The organism is Arthrobacter nitrophenolicus (assembly GCF_045833485.1).
Lineage (GTDB): Bacteria > Actinomycetota > Actinomycetes > Actinomycetales > Micrococcaceae > Arthrobacter > Arthrobacter nitrophenolicus.
This window is the reverse complement of record NZ_CP174504.1, coordinates 2,457,633-2,477,010: the sequence shown is the minus strand read 5'-3', so window position 1 is coordinate 2,477,010 and position 19,378 is coordinate 2,457,633. Positions and strand designations below refer to the sequence as shown.

The following is a 19,378-nucleotide window of genomic DNA, read 5'->3' as shown; positions in this document are numbered from 1 at the left end:
GGTCAGGGTACGGCTTAGGCGAAATCAGCGTTAGGCGAAGTCGGACACTGCCGGGTCCGGCCCGATCCGGCCTTCGCCGCTGGCAGTGCGGTCCAGGGCGTTGATGGCCTCGACATCCTCCGCGTCCAGGGAAACCTCGAGTGCCGCGAAGTTCTCGCGGATCCGGGATTCCGTGACGGACTTGGGAATCACCACGTTGCCGATGGCAAGGTGCCAGGCAATGACCACCTGCGCGGGGGTGGCCTGGTGCTTCGCGGCGATGGCCGTCACGGTTGCATCCTCGAGCAGCTCGCCGCCCTGGCCCAGTGGAGACCAGGCCTGGGTCAGGATTCCGTTGGACGCACCAAACTCGCGCAGCTCACGCTGGCTGAAGTAGGGGTGCAGTTCGATCTGGTGGATGGCAGGAACCACGCCGGTCTCGTCAATCAGCCGCTGCAGGCCTTCCACCGTGAAGTTGGATACGCCGATGGATTTGACGCGGCCACGCTTCTGGAGCTCGATCAGCGCCTTCCAGGTGTCCACGTACTTGTCCTGCTTGGGCTGCATCCAGTGGATCAGGTACAGGTCAAGCGTCTCCAGGCCCAGCCGGTCCATCGACTCTTCGAAGGCTGCCAGCGTGGATTCGTAGCCTTGGTCCGAGTTCCACAATTTAGTGGTGATGAAGATCTGTTCGGGGGAAAGTCCGGAGCTGGCGATCGCGCGGCCCACGCCTGCCTCGTTGCCGTAGATCTTTGCCGTGTCGATGTGGCGGAAGCCCGCCTCAAAGGCCTGGCGGACTACCTTCTCCGCCACGCCGTCCTCAACCTGCCACACGCCGTAGCCAAGCTGGGGAATCGTGTTTCCGTCATTGAAAGTCAGGGTAGGTGAAAGAGTCATTCCTTCATCCTGCCAAACCCCTGCTGGCCAACTGCCCGTTTTGGGCCGGAGTAAGCCAGGCGCTTAACCAGGAATATCCCAGCCCCTGCAGCTAGGAGGCTGCCTCGTGAAGGTGTTGCTCGGCGTCGGCCACCTGCTGGAAGACGGCCTCGGCACGGCGCCGCACTGACGCGGCCCCCACGGGCACAGGCCCGACGGCGAGCCGCAGCATCGCGGCCGCCTCGGCAGTGGTGGCAAGCGAGTTTCCAGCCTTGGACAGGGCACGGTGCACGCCGGACAGGGCGACGGGGATGTCCAGCCCCTCGCTGGGTGAGCGCCGCTGCGCTTCCACGCAGACGGCCCGCACCCGTTCCAGGAGGGCCGCGAGCTCGTTGGCGATCTCCACGAGCTCCCCGTACAGCTGGTCGTCCTCCACGCCTTCCAGCACTTGGTGGAAGCGGTCCAGTCCCCGATGGAAGCGGTCGTGCGCGCGGCGCCACAACCCCTTCCCCAGTTCCGCATCGTCCTTGCGCCCCTGCCTGGCGGCGCTGAGAAAGCCCAAGCGCAACCTACAGGTACTGTCCGGGACCGTGGTCCGGGTCGTCGCGCTTGCCATGCTGGGCGGGGGCTCCGGGCCGCTGCCCGGCTGGGGCCCGCTGCGGCTCGCCGTTTTCGCCGATCACGACGCCGGGCGCGATCATCGTGCCCGGCGGAAGCTGGCGCAGCTGCATCTGGGCCGCAGCATGCTCGCGCGCAGCATGCTGCGCCGCGATGGCGGTCTGGATGCCGTGGAACAGCCCTTCGAGCCAGCCCACCAGCTGGGCCTGCGCGATCCGGAGCTCGGCGTCGGAGGGGGTCGCCTCCTCCGAAAAGGGAAGGCTGATCCGGTCCAGTTCCTCCACGAGTTCAGGAGCCAGGCCGTCCTCGAGTTCCTTGATGGAACGCTCATGGATCTCGGCGAGCCGGCCGCGTGCGGCGTCATCGAGCGGGGCGGACTTCACCTCTTCGAGAAGCTGCCGGATCATGGTGCCGATCCGCATCACCTTGGCCGGCTCGTCCACCAGGTCCTGCAGGTTGCTGCCCTTTTTGGTGCCATTCGGTTGGACCGGCTGAGCCGCTACCGGCACCTGGCTGTCATCAACGGGTGTGCCTTCTACCGGGAGGTCCTCAGCTGCCTGAGTGTCGTTCGGATCGCTCATGCGTTCATACTCTCACGAGCGATCCGCCCGGGGTCCACTCGATGAACCCACCTGACACGCTTGTACGCTGCAGGCTCAATCAGCAGCACCTGCCCTGCGGGTTTGCGTCCTGCCGGTCGGTCCGGTCGCGCCAGAACTCCCGCTCGGTAAGCGGCGGTTCCTGGTGCCCGGAGGCGCGGTGGTGTTCCAGGTATTTCGTGTACGCATCGGCGCCCAGGAGGCCGCCCAGGTACCGGGCGAACCCCTGGAATCCGGTGGACAGCGCCGTAAGTCCCGCGCTCATCAGTGGTGCCCTGCCCGTTCGAAGCGGAGTTCGGCCGGGACCTTCTCCCACTCGGCCAGCAGCTGGCGTTCCGCGGGTGTGGGGATGAGCCCGGCGGGGGCGAAGACCCGCGATGGCCGGGCGGGGTCCTCGGTGTCCGTGACGGGTGTGCCGGCCGCGTGGCTGCGGAATGCCCTGATGGTGGCCAGCACCGCGGTGGCAATCACGATGATGCTCAGGACCACGAAGATCACCGACAGCCAGCCCTGGATGGCGGTGTTGCGGACCACGGCCTCCATGGCCGCCGCGGTCTTGGCCGTCCCAAATTCGGTCTTGCCTTCGGCAAGGGCCTTGCTGAACGCGGCGTTGTTGGCGAAGTAGCCCACCGCCGGCGTCGGCGAGAAGATCTTCTGGTAGCTCGCGGTGATGGTGACAACCGCGGCGAACGCCAGCGGCAGGGCAACGATCCACAACCACTTGAACGTGCCGCGTTTGGCGGCGATGGCCAGGCACACGGACAGGGCAATGGCCGCCAGCAATTGGTTGGCGATGCCGAACAGCGGGAACAGCGTGTTGATGCCGCCCAGCGGGTCCGTGACGCCCATCAGCAGTACCGCGCCCCAGGCGCCGACCATGATGGCGGTGCAGAGCCAGGCGCCGGGCCGCCAGGCGTGTTCCTTGAACTTGGGGATGAAGTTGCCGATGGAGTCCTGGAGCATGAACCGGGCAACCCGGGTGCCGGCGTCCACGGCCGTGAGGATGAACAGGGCCTCGAACATGATGGCGAAGTGGTACCAGAACGCCATCATGGCTGTCCCGCCGATGAACTGCTGCATGATGTGCGCCAGGCCCAGTGCCAGCGTTGGTGCGCCGCCGGTGCGGGAGACGATGCTTTCCTCACCCACGTTGGCGGCTGTCTGGGACAGCAGCTCCGGGCTGATGTTCACGCCGGTCAGGCCGAGACTGTTCACCCATGTGGCCGCGGTTTCCACCGTCCCGCCGGTCAGCGCCGCCGGGGAGTTCATGGCGAAGTACAGGCCGCGGTCGATGGAGATGGCGGCGACCAGGGCCATGATGGCCACGAAGGACTCCATCAGCATGCCGCCGTACCCGATGAAGCGGGTCTGCCGCTCCTTCTCCACCAGCTTCGGGGTGGTGCCGGAGGAGATCAGGGCATGGAAGCCGGACAGCGCACCGCAGGCGATGGTGACGAACAGGAACGGGAAGAGCGCCCCCGGGAAGACGGGACCGTTGTCCCGGCTGGCGAACTCGCTGAAGGCCGGCACGGTGATTTCCGGCCGGACCGCGATGATGGCCACCGCCAGCATCACGATCACGCCGATCTTCATGAAGGTCGACAGGTAGTCGCGGGGTGCCAGGAGCAGCCACACGGGCAGGATCGCGGCGATGAAACCGTAGATGATGATGCCCCAGGCGATGGTCACCCGGTCCAGGGTGAAGATCTCCGCTCCCCAGGAGGTTTCGGCCACGATGCCGCCGCCGATGATGGCGGCCATCAGCAGCACGAAGCCGATGATGGAGACTTCCATGATCTTTCCCGGCCGCAGGTAGCGGAGGTAAACGCCCATGAACAGGGCGATCGGAATGGTCATGCCCACGGAGAAGACGCCCCACGGGCTTTCACCCAGGGCGTTGACGACGACGAGCGCCAGGATGGCGACGATGATCACCATGATCAGGAGCGTGGCGATCAGGGCGGCAGTGCCGCCGACCACGCCGAGCTCCTCGCGGGCCATCTGGCCAAGGGAACGTCCGCCGCGGCGCATCGAGAAGAACATGACCAGGTAGTCCTGGACCGCGCCGGCCAGCACGACGCCAATGATGATCCAGATGGTGCCGGGCAGGTAGCCCATCTGGGCCGCCAGTACGGGACCCACCAGCGGGCCGGCGCCGGCGATTGCTGCGAAGTGGTGGCCGAACAGGACGTTGCGGTCCGTCCGGACGTAGTCCTTGCCGTCCGCCTTGTACTCGGCGGGCGTGGCCCTGCGGTCATCCGGCCTGGTGATGTAGCGTTCGATCACCTTCGAGTAGAAGCGGTAGGCGATCAGGTACGTGCATACCGAAGCGAACACGAACCAGATGGCGTTGACCGTCTCCCCGCGGATGATGGCGAGCATGAACCAGGCCACGCCGCCCAGCAGGGCAACCGCGGCCCACAGCGCAATCTTGCGCGGCGTCCACTTCCGTTCTTCCGCCTCGCGGACGTTCTCGTCCACGGCGGCGGGGGGAAGGGCGGCATCGGTGGTGACCGCACCTTCCTTCCGCGCTGAACCGTTCCGGTCGTCAGGCGTTCCGGCCATGTCTCCTCCTTGAGATGGGTGCGAGCCTCCCCTTACTAAGGCACCTTACCAATGCCGGTCGGCGATGGGGATGGGTTGCACGTGCGCGGGCAGGACGGTGCGGTGAGCGGCAGCCCCGGGGCGCCGAACGTGCGGCTGCCGCCGCCCGACTGGCTGCTACGCCCCCAGCGCCCGCCGTGACGCCGGCAGGGCAGCCCGGGTGAACACCCATGCCAGCGCCGATCCCATTGTGGGAACAGCGAGCATCAGTGCCAGCAGCTGCAGCCAGGGGACCTCCACCGCTGTCCGCATTTCCGTCGAGGCTGCGATCAGGACGGCAGGCACGGCTCCGGCGATGGTTCCGAGCGCGGCGCCGAGGCCGGAGGTGAACAGTGCCTGCGCCGCCGCAAGCGCCTTGCGGAGACGGGGCGAGGCTCCGACGCCGGCCAGTGTCATGTGGTCATTCCGTGCGTCAGCCAGTGCCAGGCCGGTGGTGACGCCGGCGGCACTCAGTGTGATGAGCGCGCTGGCCGCAACGATCAGCCAGAACATCCACTGGTTGTCCCGGGAGATCCCCGGTTCCACCCAGAATCCGGCACCGGGCTGTTGATAGACCCCCGCCACTGCCGCCGCGGCTGCATCAGCCTCGGCCGCTGTCGGACGCCGGTCCAGCTGGACCAGGAGTTCAGCCGGTTCCGCACGCAGGTCCAGCCGTTCCGCGGTCCGCGGCGATATGAAGCCGTAGTAGGGCACTGCTTCCAGTGGTTCGACCGCAACCGCGGGCAGGACGGTGCTGGTGACCGTTTCGTGGACCATGGAACCGTCCGACGGCGACCGCAGCTGCGTGCGGACGTCTTGTCCCAGCAGCGTGGTTTTTCCGTCCCGGACGAACACCGGGTTGGTCACCACCATGCCGCCGGCGTCCAGTACCTCGAGGGCTTCAGCGTCGGCATCGGTGCCCAGCAACAACCGGATCTCCTCTTCGCCTCCCACCACGATTCCGCGCGGCGAAACGGATTCACGGATCATCGAACCCCGGCAGCGCCAGTCCTTCGGGTCCACCACCCTTCGCTGCGGCGTCTTCGGACACCGGTGCTCCTCCGGCACCGCGAGGGAATACATCAAGCAGTTCGAATCCTCCGTCCGGGCGGGAACCGACATATCCACACCCGGGCCAAAGTCGCAGTCAATGGATGCCGGCGAAGTGATGGTCGCCGTCCAGGCAACGGCGTCCACCGCCTGCCCCACGCGGGAGGAAAGTTCAGCCGGGTTCACCGCCACCGACGGTTGGCGGCCGCCGCCGGCGAGGAAGGGGGCGTCCACCTCCAGGGGCAGGCGGACCTGGTTTTCCAGCGCGCTCCACCAGTGGTTCTCCCGCATGGCCGCCTGCTGGCTGGCGGCCAGGACCAGGCCGGCGCTTGCCAGCGTGGCGGCAGCAAGCACCGCAGCTACCGCTGGTACGGTCCGGCCCCGGTTCCGGGCGGAGTCGCGGGCAGCCATCCTCAGGGGCAGGGAAAGCCAGTGTGTCCGCGAGGTGAGCACGCCCACCAGCCAGCCGGTCAGCAGCACGAGTCCCGCAACAGCCAGCACCGCCCCGGTAATCAGCAGGCCCGCCACCAGGGGCAGCTGCTCCGCCTGGCGGTCAGGGTCCTTCGCCGACTGCCCCAGCAGCCAGCCGGCGGCCAGCAGCCCGGCCGCCGAAGCCAAAAGCACGGTGCCCACGATGCTGGCCCGCCGTCCGCTTCCGGCAGGAGCGCGGCCGGACTTGAGGGCGCCCAGCAGTGCCTGGCGGGCAACCAAGTTGGCCGGGGCCAATGCTGAAAGGATGCACGCGCAAAGCCCCATCACCATGGCAACCGACGTCAGCAACGGGTCCGGGTGCACTCCTGCCAGCCGGGCCGACCCTGCGGCCCGCACCCAGAGCACGGCCGCAGCCGCGCCAGCGAAGCCCAGGGCAGCTCCTGCCACAACGGCAATGGAACCCAGCCACAGGCCTCCCGCCGTGACCACCGAACGTACAGTGGGAGCTTCCGCGCCGGAGGCAGCCAGGAGCGCCAGCTCCCGCACCTGCCTTTTGGCGCCCACGGCGAAGGCCGCACCGGCGAGCAGGCCCACTTCCAGCAGGGCCAGGGCTCCCAGGAGGCCGAAGGTGCCGTAGAGGGTCCAGGTCTCGGCGGACGTATCCCAGGTCTGGGCCCCCGGGACCACCCGCTGCTCCATTGGCGGCGGGTCCATCACAACGCTGCGTGAAAGCACCCCGACGCCCCGGCTGTTGGCTTCCCGGACCTGCTCCCAGCCGATCGGTTCCGGCCCCACCAGGTAGTAGGACAGCGAGTGGGGACGTTCAGCTGCCAGGGCCGTCGCAGGCACCTGCCCAGGCTGAAGGTAGACGACGCTGTTGTTGTCGGAGGCGCTCGAGTCACGGAGGATACCCACCGGCACGAACGTTCCTGCCGACGTCGTAAATTCCCCGCCGAAGTCCAGGCCGAAGCGTTCCAGCATGCCCCGCGACACGAGGACTTCCCTGCCCGATTCGGGAGCCCTGCCATCCAGCAGCGTGAACTTGCCGGCGAAGGCGGGGTGCAGCGCGTCCACCTGCACCCCGTTCAGCGAAACCAGCGCTTCCCCGACGCGCGTGGTGAGCTGTAGCTGGCGCAGCGGTAGCACCTCGTAGCCGTCCGGAAGCACTTCTTCAGGCGGCGTCGCAACGAATGCGGGATCCACGTTTCCCGGACTGGAAGCCGTCACGGCATCGTTCAGCGGGTCCTGGAGCGACTTCCCGTTCACCACCGGCAGGGCGACGAACCGTGCCTGGGCGTTGCCCAGCTCGTACCGGACAATTTCCTCCGGTGTCCGCAGCGAGCTCTGGTACAGGGTGGCCGCTCCGGTCATCCCCGCCACTGGCAGCATGATCAGCAGGACGATCAGGAACGACCGGCGCCGGTGGCGGCGGATGTCCCGGCGGGCCATCCGCAGGGCAACACGGAAGCTGCTCCGGCGCCCGCCCGGGGCCGGAGTAAGGTCAAGGGGCATCAGAGGCCGGCCTGCGCCAGGAGCATGGTGGGATCATGCATGGCGGTGGCCTGGTCCACGATCCGCCCGTCGCGGAGGAACACCACCCGGTCCGCCCAGGCGGCGTGCCGGGCCTCGTGGGTGACCAGCATGACGGCCGCGCCCGCGTCCGCCCGCGAGCGCAGCACCTCCATGACGCCCTGGCCAGTGGTCGAGTCAAGGGCGCCGGTTGGCTCGTCAGCGAGGATCAGGCGCCGTTGCCCCACCACCGCGCGTGCAATGGCCACCCGCTGCTGCTGCCCGCCGGACATCTGGTCCATAAACCGGTCTGCCAGCTCAGGGATCCCCACCTGGCGGAGGGCGTCAGCCGCCTGCCGGCGGGCCTTCTTCGTCGCGGTGCCGTCCAGCTCCAGCGGCAGGGCGACATTTTCCGCCGCGGTAAGGGTGGGGACGAGGTTGAAGTCCTGGAAGACGTACCCCACGGCCCGCCGCCGCAGCCGGGCCAGTTCGTTCAGCCCCAGCCCGGCAAGGGGGGTTGATTCCACAAAGACGCCGCCCGACGTCGGCCGGTCCAGTCCGCCGGCCAGCGCAAGCAGGGATGACTTTCCGGACCCCGACGGCCCCATGACGGCAACGAACTCGCCCGCGCCGATGGTGAGGTCAACGTCACGGAGTGCGGCAACCGCCGTCGCGCCCTCCCCGAAGGTCCTGCTGACCTTGGCAAGCTCCAGGACCTGCTGCGGCCCCCGGACGCTCACCGGCGGCTGTCCGCATTGAGCGAGGCGGCGTCTTCCGTGACCCCGTTGGACGTCTTGCGCGCGGCAGTGGCGGCGGCCAGCTGCACCATCCTTGCTTCGCAGAGGTCCAGCCAGCGGACCTCCGCTTCCGTCTGGAAGATGAGGGAATCGAGGACCAGGAGCCAGGCGGTGTCGCCACTGCGCTGGTTGGACGCCGTGTCCCGGCGGGCCTTGGTGTAATCCTGCAGGGCACGGATGGAAGCCACCCGCTGCGCCTGGATGATGGCCTGGACGTCCACTCCCGGCAGCGTTACGGCAAGCGCCAGCTTGATGGCCAGTTCGTTACGCGGCGGGTTGGTGCGCTCCACGGGGGCGGCGAACCAGCTCCGCACCTCCGCCGCGCCCTCAGCGGTGATGCTGTACACCACGTGGCCCTCGCCGTCGTCGCCGTCTTTCGCCACCAGGCCGTCCCGCTCCAACCGGTCCAGGGTGGTGTAGACCTGCCCGATATTGAGGGGCCAGGTGGACCCGGTACGGTTCTCGAACTCGACCCTGAGCTGGTAGCCGTAGCGCGGCCGGTCCTGCAGCAGGGCGAGGAGGCTGTGACGGATGGACATGCTGCTCCTTCGCTGGTGGCAGCGGCGTGCACGGACCCCCAAGACCCGTGCATACCGCGTATACCGGAAGCCTAGCTGCAGTCCCGGGATTAGACAATACTGAGTATCTACCGGCTACATGAGCAGCAGGACTTTGCCTACATGGTCGCCGCTGTCGAAGTACCGGTGGGCAGCCTGGACCTGGTCCAGCGGGAACGTCTTAGCCACCAGCGGCCTGATCCTGCCGTCGCTGATGAGCGGCCACACCGCGTCCCGAACCGCATTCATGATGGCGCCCTTTTCCTCCACGGGGCGGGGCCGGAGGGCCGTGGCCACCACGGCGGCGCGCTTCTTGAGCAGCTGGCCCAGGTCGAGCTCGCCCTTGGTGCCGCCCTGGAGCCCGATGACCACCAATCGCCCGTAGTCCGCCAGCGCGTCCACGTTCTGCGGCAGGTACTTGGCCCCAACGACGTCGAGGATGACATCCGCGCCTTTTCCGCCATTTTGCCGGCGCAGGCTTTCGGGGAAATCCTCCTCCGCGTAGTTGATGGCGATATCCGCGCCCAGGAAGGCCTTCGCGGTGCTGACCTTTTCGTCCGTGCCGGCCGTCGTGGCCACCCGGGCACCGAGGGCCTTTGCCAGCTGGATGGCCATGGTGCCGATCCCGCCCGTGGCACCGTGGATGAGTACCGTCTCACCCGGCTGCAGCTGGGCCGTCATGACCAAGTTGGAGTAGACCGTGGCCGAAACCTCCGGCAGCGAGGCCGCCGTCACCAGGTCCACCCCTTCGGGCACCCGCAGGACCTGCTCGGCCCGCACTGCCACCTGCTGGGCGTAGCCGCCTCCCGCGAGCAGCGCCACCACCTTGTCGCCCACGGAGAAAGCCTTGGTGACCCCCGGCCCGAACCCGGCGATCCTGCCGGACACTTCAAGCCCGGGAATCTCGGACGCGCCCGGGGGCGGCGGGTAGAAACCCCGCCGCTGCTGCACGTCGGCACGGTTCAGGCCCGCGGCAACGACGTCGATGAGCACCTCGCCGGGGCCGGGCACGGGGGCATCGGCCTCGCGGACCTCCAGGACCTCCGGGCCGCCCGGCTCCGAAATATAGACGGCTTTCATGGACCACTTCCGTTTCTGACTCAATACTGGCTGCAACCAGTGTGCACCGGACACCTTCCGGGCTCTGTTTTGTTGCAGGCAAGCGCCTATGAAACACTACTAGCTGAGGAAGGTTGTCCGAGCGGCCGAAGGAGCTGGTCTTGAAAACCAGTGTGCGGTAACCCCGTACCAAGAGTTCGAATCTCTTACCTTCCGCAAAGAGGGCCCCTGCCCGCCAGTCCGCTGGCCGGCAGGGGCCTTTCGTTTTGCCCAGCAGCTCCGCACGCCGGGTTTCGCCTGCGGCTTCCCGGCATCTGGTGGAGCGCATGTAAATTCTTTGGACAAATCCGCAGCCGCGCCCTTCCAGCAAAGCTACCGGCCGGTATTCTTTGGTGATGGCCGGCACATGTGGGGGTACGGGCCGGCCATAAACCACCAGCAGCATCACCGGAACCAGGCTACGGGGGCTCCAGGCCGGTGGGCGGTCCGTTCCGCTGGGGGACGTCCCGCCGAATGCACGCTCTAGCCACTTTGCGTTCATTCAGCGCTGCTGTGATGTGCCGGAACACCCACTTGACCAGGAGCAGGGTCCGGGCCACTTGTCCGTTGGTACAACCCGGACACTTCCCATCGGGTCCCCTACCGGGGACATCCTTATGAAAGTAAGAGCGGATGCATCAGACACCTTGGAAACTGGCGCTGGGAACAGCCTTGTCAGCGGGGCTCATCGCAGCTCCCCTGGCAGCCTTTCCCGCCGTTGCAGATGATCCGGCCGCGGAGGTCTCAGCCGCGGCCGGGAGTTCACCCGTTGTGATCAACGAGGCCTACCTCAGCGGCGGCAGCAGCGGCGCTGCGTATAAGAACAAGTTCGTGGAGCTCTACAACACATCGGACGCCCCGGTCCCGCTGGACGGCTGGTCTTTGCAGTACCGCTCTGCCACCGGAACCGCTGCGCCTTCGGGCGTGGCGGCCTTGTCCGGGTCCATCCCGGCCAAGGGGCACTACCTGGTTCAGGGCGGCAGCAACGGCTCCAACGGCGCCGACCTTCCCGCCCCGGACCTGGTGGCAGGCGTCCTCAACCCGAGCGGCAGCGCCGGTACGGTGGTGCTCGCAAAGCAGCCCACCGCCGTCGCGCTGTCCACCGGGTCCCAGGTGGAGCCCGGCGGGGTGGCCGATCTCCTTGGTTACGGCACGTCCAACACCTTTGAAACGCTGGCTGCCACCGCCCCCTCGGGCAACACCGACGTCAAGAGCCTGAACAGGACAGCCGGAGCGGACAGCAACAGCAACGCCGCGGACTTCACCCTCAGCGCCACGATCACGCCCACCTCCTCTGGCGGCGCATCCCAGGACCCGGATCCCGCACCTGACCCGGAGCCCACGCCAAACCCTGCCCTGGCCACCATTGCCGAAATCCAGGGCACGGGTACCGAGAGCCCGTTGGCGGGCGCCACGGTGACCACCACGGGCAAGGTCACCGCTGTGTTCCCCACCGGCGGCCTGAACGGCTACTACATCCAGACGGCCGGCACCGGCGGGGACCTCACGGCCACCAACCACGCCGCATCGGACGGGATCTTCGTCTATTCCCCTGCCACCGCGGGTTCCGTGCAGCCGGGCGACTTCGTGCGCCTGACAGGCACCGTGGCCGAGTACTACGGGATGACCCAGCTCAACGTCGGCGCAGCCGCCGGGCTCACCAAGCTGGTCGAGGCCGCCCCGGAGGTCAAGCCCACCGCTTTCACCTTGCCCGCCAACGAGGCCTTCCGCGAGTCGCTCGAAGGAATGCTCCTGGCACCCCAGGGACCGCTCACTGTCACGGACAACTACAGCCTGAACCAGTACGGCGAGATCGGCCTGGCCGGCGGCACCACTCCCCTGGTCCAGCCCACCGCGGTGGCTCCGTACGGCACGGCCGAACATGCCGCCGTCGTCCAGGAAAACGCCGCACGGGGCATCAAGCTCGACGACGGCGCAACCACCAACTTCCTCGGCAGCAGCGCCACCAAGGCCCTCCCCCTGCCGTACCTCACAGGCACGGATCCGGTCCGGGTGGGCTCGCCGGCGGCGTTCACCACGAATGTGGTCCTGGGCTACGCCAACAACGCCTGGAAATTCCAGCCGCTCACCCACCTGACGCCCGCGAATGCGGCCACGGTCCAGCCGGCCACGTTCGGCGCCACGCGCACGGAGGCGCCCCGGCCGGTGGGCGGCAACCTGAAGATTGCCTCGTTTAATGTCCTCAACTACTTCCCCACCACGGGTGACCAGCTCACCGGCTGCACCTACTACACGGACCGGGACGGGAACCCCGTCACCGTCCGGGGCGGCTGCAACGCCCGCGGCGCAGCCAATGCGGCGAACTTCCAGCGGCAGCAGGACAAGCTCGTGTCCGCCATCACCAAGGCCGGCGCCGACGTGGTCACCCTGATGGAGATCGAGAACTCCGCGCAGTTCGGCAAGAACCGCGACGACGCCCTGGCCCGGCTGGTGGACGCGCTGAACGTCGCCACACCCGGAGTCTGGGACTACGTCCGTTCGCCGGCCAACGCCCCGCCGCTGAGTGACGAGGACATGATCCGCACCGCCTTCATCTTCAAGAAGGCCGCGGCCGAGCCGGTGGGCGAGTCCATCATCCACAATGACACCGTTGCCTTCGCCTCTGCCCGCAAGCCGCTGGCGCAGATGTTCAAGCCCGCCGGCGGTGCCGCCGGCACCGAGTTCATCGCCATCGCCAACCATTTCAAGTCCAAGGGTTCGGCAGCAACACCGGAGGACACGGACCAGGGCCAGGGCGCCTCCAACCTGGCGCGCACTGCCCAGGCCAGGTCGCTGCTGGATTTTGCCACGTCGCTGCAGGCCAGCAAGGGCACACACAAGGTGTTCCTGATCGGTGATTTCAACGCCTACGCCAAGGAAGACCCGCTCAACGTCCTCACGTCCGCCGGCTACGTCAACCAGGACGAGAAGGCCCGGAACGCCGACGGCTCGGCCAAGCATTCCTACCTCTTCGGCGGGATGGTGGGCTCCCTGGACCACATCCTGGCTTCCCCCGCCGCCGATGCTGTGGTGTCCGGCGCCGACATCTGGAACATCAACTCGGTGGAGTCCGTGGCCCTGGAATACAGCCGCCACAACTACAACATCACCAACTACTACGCCCCGGACCAGTTCCGTGCCAGCGACCACGACCCCGTGGTGGTGGGCCTGGACCTTGGCTCCGTTCCTGCCACCGTTGACCTGAACTTCCTGGGCATCAACGACTTCCATGGCAGGATCGACGCCAACACCGTCCAGTTCGCCGGAACCATCGAGAAGCTCCGTGCCGCTGCCGCCCCCGGCGCCACGGCATTCCTCTCCGCCGGCGACAACATCGGCGCGTCGCTGTTCGCGTCCGCTGTGGCCAAGGACCAGCCCACCATCGACGTGCTGAACGCCCTGGAGCTGCAGGCATCGGCCGTGGGCAACCACGAGTTCGACGGCGGCTGGGCGGACCTGCGCGACCGGGTCATCGCCGGCGGTGCCAACGCGAAGTTCCCCTACCTTGGCGCGAACGTCTACCGCAAGGGAACCACGGAGCCGGCGCTGCCCGAGTTCACCGTGCTGGACATGAACGGCATCAAGGTGGCGGTCATCGGCACGGTCACCCAGGAGGTCCCCTCCCTGGTGACCCCGGCCGGCATCGCCGACCTTGAGTTCGGGGACCCCGTCGATGCCATCAACCGGGCAGCCGCAAGGATCACCGCAGGGAACCTGGCCGACGTCATCATCGTGGAAAACCACGACGGCGCCGGCTCGGGCGTGGTGGAAGGCTCAACCCTGGCGGAGGAAGTGGCAGCGGGCGGTCCCTTCGCCAGGCTGGTCACCGAAACATCCGCCGACGTGGACGCCATCTTCACCGGCCACACGCACAAGGAATACGCCTGGGACGCTCCTGTTCCGGGCACCGACGGCAAGACCCGTCCCATTGTGCAGACCGGCAACTACGGCGAGAACGTGGGCCTCATCCAGCTGACGGTGGACACCGCCACCAAAGAGGTCACGGCGTCCAAGGGCAGCAACGTCAAGCGCACCACCGATCCCGCCGCCGGCCTGATCGCCGCCTACCCGCGGGTCGCCGCCGTCGACGCCATCGTCCAGAAGGCACTCGCCGGGGCCGCCGTCGTCGGAAACCAGCCGGTCGGTGCCGTTACGGCCGATATCACCACGGCATTCACCACCGACGCCACCGGTGCACCCAAGCGCGACGACCGTTCCAGCGAGTCCACCCTCGGCAACCTCGTGGCCGACTCGCTGCTTGCTTCGCTGCAGCCGGCCGAACTGGGCGGCGCGGAAATCGGCGTGGTCAACGCCGGCGGACTGCGGAACGAGCTCTACTACGCCCCGGACGGCACCATCACGTATGCCGAGGCGAACGCGGTGCTGCCGTTCGTGAACAACCTGTGGACCACGTCGCTCACGGGTGCCCAGTTCAAGACGCTCTTGGAGCAGCAGTGGCAGACCAACCCGGACGGCACGGTTCCCAGCCGGGCGTACATCCAGCTGGGCCTGTCAAAGAACGTGAACTACACCTACGACGCCGCCCGCGCTGCCGGTGACCGCATCACCTCGGTCCGGGTCAACGGTGAACTGCTGGATCCGGCGAAATCCTACCGGGTGGGCACGTTCAGCTTCCTGGCCACCGGCGGGGACAACTTCCGGGTCTTCACCGAGGGCGCCAACACCCGGGACTCCGGGCTGGTGGACCGGGACGCGTGGATCAGCTACCTGCAGGAGAGCAGCCCGGTTGCGCCGGACTTCGCACGCCGCTCCGCAGCCGTCACCAACAGCACTCCCGCAGAGGTCAAGCCGGGCGAAGCCGTCACGTTGACCGTCTCCAAGCTGGACCTGACGTCGCTGGGCAGCCCGGTCAACACCGCCCTGGCGGCCGTTTTCACCGATGCCGCCGGTGTGGTGACGGAGCTGGGCGCCGTACCGGTCGCGTCCGGGTCCGCCAGCGTAAACCTGGCCGTCCCGGCAGGTGCGGCGGCCGGCACCGGATCCCTGGTGCTGACCGCCGCCGAGTCCGGCACAGTGGTGACGGTTGGCGTGCAGGTGGCCGCTGAGGGTCCTGTCCCGCCGGTGTGCACCGCCCCGGCCAAGCCCGCCCAGTGGTACGACATCCTGGGCTGGATCCGGTACGGCATCGCCTGGCTGCAGTACCAGCAGTGCCTGCGCGGCTGATACCTGGGTGAACACGAAAGCGCCCCACGTTGGTCCCGGACTTCCGGCACCGAACGTGGGGCGCTTTTCGCTGGGAATTTAGTGGAGGACCACAGTTTCCGAGTAGGTGGAGGAATCGCCCTTGATGGCGGTGCTGCTGCGGCCGTCCACCCCCACCGGGACATCCCCCGCAATGGTCACCCGGTTCAGCTTCCGCGGCTGGCCGTCGTAGTTATCCGGGGCATAGTGCTGGGTGATCCGGTTGTCGAAAAGCACAAGCTGGTCCGGTTCCCAGTCCACCCGGACCACATTTTCAGGCCGGGTGACGTAGGCCTGCAGCAGGCGCAGGATGTCCCTGGACTCGGTGTTGGACAGCCCCACGATCCGCAGGCGCTGCGCGAAGCCGCCGATGAAGAGCCCGCGCTCCCCGGTCAGCGGGTGGACGCGGACCACGGGATGGGCGGTTTCGAAGTGGATCCTGGTGAACTCCTTGCGCCGCTCCTCCGCGTTGGCGTGCTCCAGGTTCTTCGGGACGGAGTAGTCGTAATCGTTGGTGTGGATGGCCCAGAGGGTGTCGGCGAAGTTCCGCAGCTCGTCGGGCAGGTCGCGGTAGGCCCCGGCCGAGGAGGCGATGAGCGTTTCACCGCCGTATGCCGGCAGCGTGATGCTGCGCAGCGTTGATGCCTGGGGCGGGTTGACCACGAACGTGACGTCCGTGTGCCAGTTGTTGGCGCTGCCGTTTTCGCTGTCCACCGGCAGGACGGCGGGTTTGCCATCCACCGATGCAACGGTGGGGTGCGCCTTGGTAAGCGGGCCGAAGTAGCCGGCGAACCGGACCTGGTCCTCGTCGCTGCGGACGTTCGCCTCGCGGAAGACCAGGGCCTTGTGGACGTTGAGGGCCTCGCGGATCTGGGCGATGGTATCCGGGCTAAGCTCCGCGCCCAGGTCCAGGCCGCGGATTTCAGCTCCAATGCGGGAGCCGAGCTTGGTGAATTCGAGCTTCGTTTCGGTGATGGTGGTCATGGGTGGTGTCCTTTCGGGGTTCTTGCCGGGTTGTGGAATTGCGGGTCAGTTGCCGGCGCCGACGGCGGTGCGCCAGCGGGAGAAGTGGCGTTCCAGTGCCACCAGCAGGATGTTGACGAGGAGGCCCAGCACGGAGACGGTGAGGATGCCTGCGTACATGTCCGGAATGAGGAAGCTCATCTGGGAATTGACGATCAGGTAGCCGAGCCCGGCCTTGGCACCCACCATTTCCGCGGCGATCAGCACCAGGATCGAGGAGGTGCCGGCCATCCGGATCCCGGTGAAGATGGTGGGCACCGCCGATGGAAGGATGACTTTCTGGAAGAGCCGGAAGCTGTTCAGTCCCAGGGACCTGGCCGCCCGGACCAGCAGCGGGTCCACCGTGCGGACGCCGGCGATGGTATTGAGCAGCACCGGGAAGAAGGCGGCGTAGGCCACGATGGTGATCTTGGATTCCTCCCCGATGCCCAGCAGGAGCGTGAAGACCGGCAGCAGGGCGAGGGTTGCAGTGTTGCGGAAGAGTTCCAGGAGCGGGTTCAGGAACGAGTTCAGCCACCCGTACCAGGCGATCAGGAGGCCCAGGGCAACGGCGATGACCACCGCGATCCCGAACCCGGAAACGGACCGGGTGAGGCTGGCTTGCAGGTGGTTCTGCAGCTGCCCGGTTTCCACCAGCCTGGCGCCCGCCGCGAGGACTTCGTGCAGCGGCGGGAGGAACACCCGGGTGGATGGGCCGGCAAAGTACTGCGGACCAAACTCCCACAGCGCCAGGAACAGCAGGACTGCCAGCGACTTCCAGGCCGCGCGCGCGGCGGCGTTCGCTGCGGCACCCAGCCTTCCTGCCGGCGTCGGGCGTTCCCTCCGGGCGGGACCCGGGTGTGCCGCCGGTGGTCCGGCGGGATGCGGTGCGGGTTCGACGGCGGCGCTCCCCTGCGGGGGCCGGCTCAGGACGGTGCTCATCAGGCGGCGTTCCTTTCGTGGGGGTGTTCATCCGGGGCTGTGCCGTCCGGGAGGATCTTGCGGTGGCCCGAGTCCCGGGCCACCCGGACTTCGTCATGCAGCAGGGACCAGACCTGGTGGCGGTGCTCCACGAACGCGGGATGGGAGCGGATGTCCGCCTCGCCGCCGCGGTCCGGAATGTTGATGTCCACGATCTCCTTGAGCCTGCCGGGCCTGGCGCTCAGCACCGCCACCCGCTGGCCGAGGTACACCGCCTCGTCAATCCCGTGGGTGATGAAGACGATGGTTTTTCCCGTCGCCTGCCAGATCCGCAGGAGTTCGTCCTGGAGCTGCTCGCGGGTCTGGGCGTCCAGCGCCGCGAACGGCTCGTCCATCAGGAGGACATCCGGCTCATAGGCGAGGCTCCTGGCGATGGCCACGCGCTGCTTCATACCGCCGGACAGTTCATGCGGATACCGGTCCTCGAACCCGGCCAGGCCCACCAGGTCCAGGTACTTGCTGGCGGTCGCCGCCCGGTCCTTCCGCGACAGCCCGCGGTTTTCAAGGCCGATCGAGACGTTCGCTGACGCTGTCCGCCAGGGAAAGAGGGCGTACTGCTGGAACACGACGGCCCGGTCCTGGCCCGGCCCGCTGACTTCCTTCCCGTCCACCAGGACCTTTCCGGACGTGGGGCGGGACAGGCCGGCCAGCAGGTCCAGGAGGGTGGTCTTGCCGGAACCGCTGGGCCCCACCAGGGTGAGGAATTCACCGGCTGCCACGTCAAGGCTGAGGGCATCCAGGGCGGTCAGGACGGCGGCCTCCGGCTGGCTGCGGCTATTCCTTCCCTGCCGGACGGGAAATTCCTTGGTGACGTGCTGAAGGCTGATTTTGGCGGTCATCGGTTATCCCTTGGACTCTGCGGCCGGAGTGGTTGTGTCCAGCTGGTTGAATTCGTTGGTGTAGAGCTTTGCCGTGTCCAGATCGCCGTTGATGATGCCGGCGGACTTCAGGTAGTCGGACCAGCGGGTGAAGTCGTTATCCGAGATGCGCCCGCCGGGTGAGGCCACGCCCACGCTCTTCCAGTACTTGAGCGCCTCGGTGCTTTCGTTCCGCCCGCGCTTTGCGATGATTTCCTCGAACTTGGCAATCACCTCTTCACGGGGTGTGGTGCGTTCCCACTCGATGGCCTTGGCCACGCCGGTCACCAGGGTGCGGCTGGTTTCCGGGTTCTTCGCCAGGAAGTCCTTGCGCAGGACGTACTGGCCGGCGTCGAACGGTCCCCCGATGACCCCGACGTCGGTAAACAGGGCCCGGATGCCGCCCTCGGCGAGCGCGCGGTCCTGGAGCACGCCGCCCAGGGTGCCCACGTCCACCTGCTTCTTGCGCAGGGCCACCTCGGTCTCGTTGGGCGGCACCACCACCAGCTGGACCTGCTTGATTTCTTCGGGCGTCAGCCCGCTGTTCTTCAGGTGCGTGGTGATGACTGCCTCATGGTGGGCGCCCAGGGTGTTCACCGCGATCTTCTTGCCGATCAGGTCCCGGGCACTGGTGATGGGGCTGCCCTCCTCCACGTAGTAGCCGGTGAACGTGTCCTTGTCCTCGCCGTAGTAGTTGATGACGGCCTGGACGGGGGCGCCCGCTTCGATCAGTTTGATGACCGCTCCGGTGAAGGCGCCGCCGATGTCCGTCTGGTCCGTGGCAACGGACTGGATGCTCTGCGGACCGCTGGTGGTGTTGCTGACCCACTCCAGCTTGACGTCGCCGAGGTACCCCAGGTCCTCGGCCACCTCCAGCAGGGAGACAGTGTTGGGTGAGCCCTGGTACCTGACGGTTTTCACTTCGGTGCCGCCGCCTCCCGCCGATTCGGCGGTGGCGCTGCCGCCGCACCCGGACAGCACCAGCGCGAGTGCCGCAGCGGCGGCCACTGCGGCTGCCTTGCCTGCGGCGGTGATTCTTCTTGCGGGCAGGAGTCGGTTTCTCATCGGAGGGTCTTTCTGCAATCAGTTGGGTCCGGGCCGGCTGGCTCGTGGCAACCACTAGAACAGAGCGGAATCCGAAGCAGAAGGGGCATCTTCACGGCGGGAAACGGCGAGAAACGGCAGGAAATTTCAGGTTTTCCGGAGTCATGCAGGGTCTGCCGGCGTCGCCGGGCGAC

Annotated in this window: 14 protein-coding genes and 1 tRNA gene; 2 read left to right on the top strand and 13 right to left on the bottom strand. The window is 67.4% G+C overall.

Going from position 1 to position 19,378, the window contains the following annotated elements; all coding sequences use genetic code 11:
* Positions 1 to 30: 30 nt before the first annotated feature.
* The 9 genes from ACJJV6_RS11635 to ACJJV6_RS11595 form a co-directional block, all read right to left on the bottom strand.
* Entirely contained in the window at positions 31 to 876 is an 846-nt protein-coding gene (locus ACJJV6_RS11635; protein WP_009357302.1) for an aldo/keto reductase, read from the bottom strand.
* A gap of 91 nt (positions 877 to 967) precedes the next feature.
* Complete coding sequence (locus tag ACJJV6_RS11630) at positions 968 to 1,417, bottom strand: hypothetical protein (protein WP_009357303.1); 450 nt, start codon at positions 1,415 to 1,417, stop codon at positions 968 to 970.
* Positions 1,418 to 1,424: 7 nt separating this feature from the next.
* The gene (locus ACJJV6_RS11625; protein WP_009357304.1) at positions 1,425 to 2,054 is read right to left on the bottom strand and encodes a bacterial proteasome activator family protein; all 630 of its coding nucleotides are present in this window, start codon (positions 2,052 to 2,054) and stop codon (positions 1,425 to 1,427) included.
* 79 nt (positions 2,055 to 2,133) lie between these two features.
* Complete coding sequence (locus ACJJV6_RS11620; RefSeq protein ID WP_009357305.1) at positions 2,134 to 2,337, bottom strand: YbdD/YjiX family protein; 204 nt, start codon at positions 2,335 to 2,337, stop codon at positions 2,134 to 2,136.
* Entirely contained in the window at positions 2,337 to 4,637 is a 2,301-nt protein-coding gene (locus ACJJV6_RS11615; RefSeq protein ID WP_354176487.1) for a carbon starvation CstA family protein, read from the bottom strand. The genes ACJJV6_RS11620 and ACJJV6_RS11615 overlap by 1 nt, the downstream gene beginning before the upstream one ends.
* A 156-nt stretch (positions 4,638 to 4,793) precedes the next feature.
* Positions 4,794 to 7,649: a hypothetical protein gene (locus tag ACJJV6_RS11610; protein WP_407708993.1), complete on the bottom strand. Its 2,856-nt coding sequence runs from the start codon at positions 7,647 to 7,649 to the stop codon at positions 4,794 to 4,796.
* On the bottom strand, positions 7,649 to 8,386 hold the full coding sequence (locus ACJJV6_RS11605) for an ABC transporter ATP-binding protein (protein WP_009357306.1): 738 nt from the start codon (positions 8,384 to 8,386) through the stop codon (positions 7,649 to 7,651). The genes ACJJV6_RS11610 and ACJJV6_RS11605 overlap by 1 nt, the downstream gene beginning before the upstream one ends.
* Positions 8,383 to 8,982 carry a PadR family transcriptional regulator gene (locus ACJJV6_RS11600; RefSeq protein ID WP_407708992.1) on the bottom strand — a complete coding sequence of 200 codons (600 nt, stop codon included), beginning with the start codon at positions 8,980 to 8,982 and terminating at the stop codon, positions 8,383 to 8,385. Before ACJJV6_RS11600 ends, ACJJV6_RS11605 begins: the two co-directional genes overlap by 4 nt.
* 114 nt (positions 8,983 to 9,096) lie before the next feature.
* The gene (locus ACJJV6_RS11595) at positions 9,097 to 10,080 is read right to left on the bottom strand and encodes an NAD(P)H-quinone oxidoreductase (RefSeq protein WP_407708991.1); all 984 of its coding nucleotides are present in this window, start codon (positions 10,078 to 10,080) and stop codon (positions 9,097 to 9,099) included.
* 107 nt (positions 10,081 to 10,187) lie between these two features.
* On the opposite strand from ACJJV6_RS11595, the gene ACJJV6_RS11590 reads away from it, so the two are divergent.
* Positions 10,188 to 10,275, top strand: a tRNA-Ser gene (locus tag ACJJV6_RS11590).
* 456 nt (positions 10,276 to 10,731) lie between these two features.
* A complete protein-coding gene (locus tag ACJJV6_RS11585; protein ID WP_407708990.1) occupies positions 10,732 to 15,282 on the top strand; it encodes an ExeM/NucH family extracellular endonuclease in 4,551 nt (1,516 codons plus the stop codon).
* Positions 15,283 to 15,360: 78 nt separating this feature from the next.
* On the opposite strand, the gene ACJJV6_RS11580 is transcribed toward ACJJV6_RS11585, so the two are convergent.
* Genes ACJJV6_RS11580 through ACJJV6_RS11565 form a run of 4 tightly spaced genes read right to left on the bottom strand, consistent with a single transcriptional unit; the run spans position 15,361 to position 19,205 of the window.
* Positions 15,361 to 16,284, bottom strand: a complete 924-nt coding sequence (locus tag ACJJV6_RS11580) for a TauD/TfdA family dioxygenase (RefSeq protein WP_009357309.1) — start codon at positions 16,282 to 16,284, stop codon at positions 15,361 to 15,363.
* A gap of 45 nt (positions 16,285 to 16,329) precedes the next feature.
* Positions 16,330 to 17,244 carry an ABC transporter permease gene (locus ACJJV6_RS11575; protein WP_009357310.1) on the bottom strand — a complete coding sequence of 305 codons (915 nt, stop codon included), beginning with the start codon at positions 17,242 to 17,244 and terminating at the stop codon, positions 16,330 to 16,332.
* A complete protein-coding gene (locus tag ACJJV6_RS11570; RefSeq protein WP_009357311.1) occupies positions 17,244 to 18,122 on the bottom strand; it encodes an ABC transporter ATP-binding protein in 879 nt (292 codons plus the stop codon). The genes ACJJV6_RS11575 and ACJJV6_RS11570 overlap by 1 nt, the downstream gene beginning before the upstream one ends.
* A gap of 3 nt (positions 18,123 to 18,125) precedes the next feature.
* Positions 18,126 to 19,205, bottom strand: a complete 1,080-nt coding sequence (locus tag ACJJV6_RS11565) for an ABC transporter substrate-binding protein (RefSeq protein ID WP_052014059.1) — start codon at positions 19,203 to 19,205, stop codon at positions 18,126 to 18,128.
* Positions 19,206 to 19,378 lie beyond the last annotated feature (173 nt).